Origin of the sequence: Brevundimonas sp. (genome assembly GCF_004210735.1) — a bacterium.
GTDB lineage: Bacteria > Pseudomonadota > Alphaproteobacteria > Caulobacterales > Caulobacteraceae > Brevundimonas.
On sequence record NZ_SDZL01000106.1, the window covers coordinates 1 to 3547 of the forward strand.

The 3547-nt window shown below is 66.2% G+C and carries 3 protein-coding genes; 1 reads left to right on the forward strand and 2 read right to left on the reverse strand.

What is annotated here, in order from left to right; genetic code table 11:
- Nucleotides 1-48 precede the first annotated feature (48 nt).
- Nucleotides 49-1341 carry an adenylosuccinate synthase gene (locus EON91_RS14080; RefSeq protein ID WP_292095979.1) on the forward strand — a complete coding sequence of 431 codons (1293 nt, stop codon included), beginning with the start codon at nt 49-51 and terminating at the stop codon, nt 1339-1341.
- Nucleotides 1342-1347: 6 nt separating this feature from the next.
- On the opposite strand, the gene EON91_RS14085 is transcribed toward EON91_RS14080, so the two are convergent.
- Together EON91_RS14085 and EON91_RS14090 are read right to left on the reverse strand one after the other, a co-directional pair.
- The gene (locus EON91_RS14085) at nt 1348-2160 is read right to left on the reverse strand and encodes a surface-adhesin E family protein (RefSeq protein WP_292095981.1); all 813 of its coding nucleotides are present in this window, start codon (nt 2158-2160) and stop codon (nt 1348-1350) included.
- A 4-nt stretch (nt 2161-2164) separates the two neighbouring features.
- Nucleotides 2165-3547: PQQ-binding-like beta-propeller repeat protein (locus EON91_RS14090; RefSeq protein WP_292095982.1), on the reverse strand; the 1383-nt coding region annotated here is incomplete at its 5' end.

A 3547-nucleotide genomic window follows, 5' to 3' on the forward strand; every position in this document is an offset into this window, starting at 1 on the left:
TAGGGGGTCAATCGTGTCCTTTGCGCGCGGATTTCATAGGAGAATCCAATGACTGGCGTTGTCGTTGTCGGAGCCCAATGGGGCGACGAGGGGAAGGGCAAGATCGTCGACTGGCTGTCCAGCCGGGCTGACGTCATCGTCCGTTTCCAGGGCGGCCATAACGCCGGCCACACGCTGGTCATCGACGGCAAGGTCTTCAAGCTGAACCTGCTGCCCTCCGGCGTCGTGCGCGGCGGCAAGCTCTCCATCATCGGCAACGGCGTCGTGGTCGACCCGTGGCACCTGCTCAACGAGATCGCCTCGATCGGCCAGTCCGGCGTCCATCTCGGCCCGGATGACCTGATCGTCGCCGACAACGCCGTCCTCATTCTCCCGTGGCACAAGGACATCGACGCGGCCCGCGAAGAAGCCGCCGCCGGCGCCCAGATCGGCACCACCCGCCGCGGCATCGGTCCGGCCTACGAAGACAAGGTCGGCCGCCGCGCCATCCGCGTCGCCGATCTCGCCGATCCCGCCGCGCTCGACCTCAAACTCGATCGCCTGCTGGCCCACCACCGCCCGCTCCGCGCCGGCCTCAACCTGCCAGAGCCCGACGCCGAACAGCTCAAGCGCGACCTGCTCGCCATCGCGCCGCAGATCCTCGCTTACGCACAGCCCGCATGGGAACGCCTCGACCAAGCCGTCCGCCTCGGCCGCCGCATCCTGTTCGAAGGCGCGCAGGGCGTCATGCTCGACGTCGACCACGGCACCTATCCGTTCGTCACCTCGTCCAACGTGGTGTCAGGGCAGGCGTCTGCGGGTTCGGGCACCGGCCCGAATTCCATCAACTACGTGCTCGGTCTCGCCAAGGCCTACACCACCCGCGTCGGCGGCGGCCCGTTCCCGACGGAGCAGGACAACGAGATCGGCCAGCGCCTCGGCACGGTCGGCCACGAATTCGGCACCAACACCGGCCGCGCCCGCCGCTGCGGCTGGTTCGACAGCGTCATGGTCCGTCAGGCCTGCGCCGTCTCCGGCGTCACCGGCCTCGCGCTCACCAAGCTCGACGTGCTCGACGGTTTCGACGAAATCCAGATCTGCACCCACTACAAGCTGGGCGACAAGATCATCAATCACTTCCCGGCCGGCATGACCGACCAGGCCAACGTCACGCCGATCTACGAAACCGTCAAAGGCTGGAAAGGCTCCACCCGCGGCGCCCGCTCCTGGACCCAACTCCCCGGCGAAGCCGTGAAATACGTCCGCCGCCTCGAAGAACTCGTCGGCAAACCCGTCGCGCTGCTCAGCACGAGCCCGGAACGCGAAGACGTAATCCTGATGCGGGATCCGTTCGAGAAGTAGTCTTCGCTACTGCACGAACTGCGTCAGCGAATAATCCGCCGCCGCAGACAGCGACGCTTGCGTCGCGCCCGCTTGCGTCACGCCACATGCAAACATCCAGGCCGCAGCGCCGAACGTGTTCGGCTTCAGCACCTGGGCGTCCGGGGCCTTTCGCGCGTCGGCGGTGTAAGGCTTGTCGGTCTTCAGATCGGCCAGGCCGATCATGCCGTAGTTGATGAAGGTCGGGTTCACGCAGTCGACATAAAAGCGCGTCCACTGGCCTTTGCTCGGCTTGCCGCCGACGGATTGATCCGCCTTGAACACGTAGAGTTGCCAGCCGCTCACCACCGGTCCCATCCGGTGCAGCGTGTTCATGTCGACGAACATCACATCCGTCTTGCTGCGACCGCCCAACGCCAGCGACATGGTCGTCTTCGGCGGCGTGGTCGTATCCGTCGGCTGCAGGTTCACCGTGTTCCCGCACAGGCTGGTCTGCGCCACCACGGCGCTCGTGACCATTCCGGAGACCTTGTCGCGATGCGCCTTCTGGCGCGCGGCGAACCGGTCGGCGGAATAACCCGCCTGCTCGACCAGCACAGGAATGTTCGCGACATAGCGATTGTCAATCGCATCGAGGTCAGCGTCATTCGCGCGCCGGTCGTTCGGCGCATACAGGCCGAAATTCGCGAGCTCATCGGCGCGCTGCATCACCTCGCCGCAGAACAAAGCGGTCTCCAGCGTCGCAATCGCATTCGCGCTCGGTTGAGCGACGGCCGCTTGCGCGCCGCCGATCAACACCACCAGAGCAAGTCCAAGTCCGGGCCCCAACCCTTGCAACATCAGCTCATCCCTTTTTCGGCCTGAACGCGATCAGCACGTTACCCGGCGGCTCGCCAAAGCGCGCATAGCCCGACTGCACGAACAGCGTGCCATCGCCCGCCACATACGGAGCGCTATCGAGACCGCCGCCATGACCTTCGACGCCGTTCACCGTGCCCGGGAAGTCGCGGTTGGTCATATACTGGAACAGCACCTCGCCCGTGGCCGCATCGAAGATGCGCAGCATGCCCTGCGTCGTGCCCGTCACCAGCGCGCCATCCACCAGAAGCGGGGCAGGCGACATGCCGAGGCGGCACACCTGCGGACGCACAGGCGGCGCAGCAGGAGCCGCCGCTGCAACCGGCGCAGCAGCGCCAGCCGCCGGCGGAGCGCCAGCCGGCGCAGCAGCCGCTGCTGACGGCGGACGCGCCACAACCGGCGCCGGCGTCACGCGCGGCGGCGGCGGCAGAACCGGCGCAGACACGCGCTGGATCTTCCACTCCGCAGACGGCGTGTAAGCCTTCGCCACCGGCGCATCCTGTCCGCAATCAGCCAGCGTATTCTTGTACGACCACTCGATCTCGCCGGTCATGGCGTTGAGCGCATGGATGCCCGGCCCCCACGCCGGATTTTCTCCCGGCGCTACAGGGCGGTTCGGATCATTGTTCGGCACGAACACCCGCGTGCCGTCATACGCCATGCCCCAGTGCACGCCGCCATTGGCCGAGCCGCGGCCAACCTTGTTCGACCACACCAGCGCGCCATTGTCGGGGTTCAGCCCCCACACCACGCCCGACTTCTGCCCCGCAACCACAAGCTCCGAGCCATCATTGCGCTTGATCAGCATCGAGGTCGCGCCGAAGTCGTGGTCAGGGCTGTGATACTCGCCCGGCCAGTCGCAGTTGGCCGACCGCCGCCCGCAGGCATAGTTCCAGATGTCGGCCTTCGTCGCCTGGAACACCCAGCGTTTCTCGCCCGTGTCCATGTCATAGGCGATGATCGCGTCGGACGTATCCGTCGCCGGCCACGACGTATTCTCGCCCGTGCCCGCATAGATCACATTGCGCTTCGCATCGATCGTCGGCGTCGACCAGATGATCGCGCCCGACGGTCCCCATTGCTGCGTCCCCGTCCGCCCCAGTCTCACAGGCTGCGCCGGATCCATCGTGGTCCCGGTCCACAGCTTCTTGCCCGTCGCAAGGTCGAACGTGATGATCGCGCCCTGGCCCTTGCAGCACTCGTAATCGTCCTGCCCGGCATAGTTCACTTCGATCGCCGAGACCGGCGTGAACACCTTGCCATCGTGAACTACGGGCGCGCCGGTAATCCGGTTGAGATCATTCAGCCGCGCTTCCGACTGCCACAGCTTCCGCCCGTTGCGCGCATCAACCGCGTGCACGAAGCCCGC

What these genes read in the sequence shown, in the direction of transcription:
- EON91_RS14080 (WP_292095979.1), top strand. Translation starts at nt 49, where the DNA reads ATGACTGGCGTTGTCGTTGTCGGAGCCCAATGGGGCGACGAGGGGAAG.
- EON91_RS14085 (WP_292095981.1), bottom strand. Translation starts at nt 2,160, where the DNA reads ATGTTGCAAGGGTTGGGGCCCGGACTTGGACTTGCTCTGGTGGTGTTG.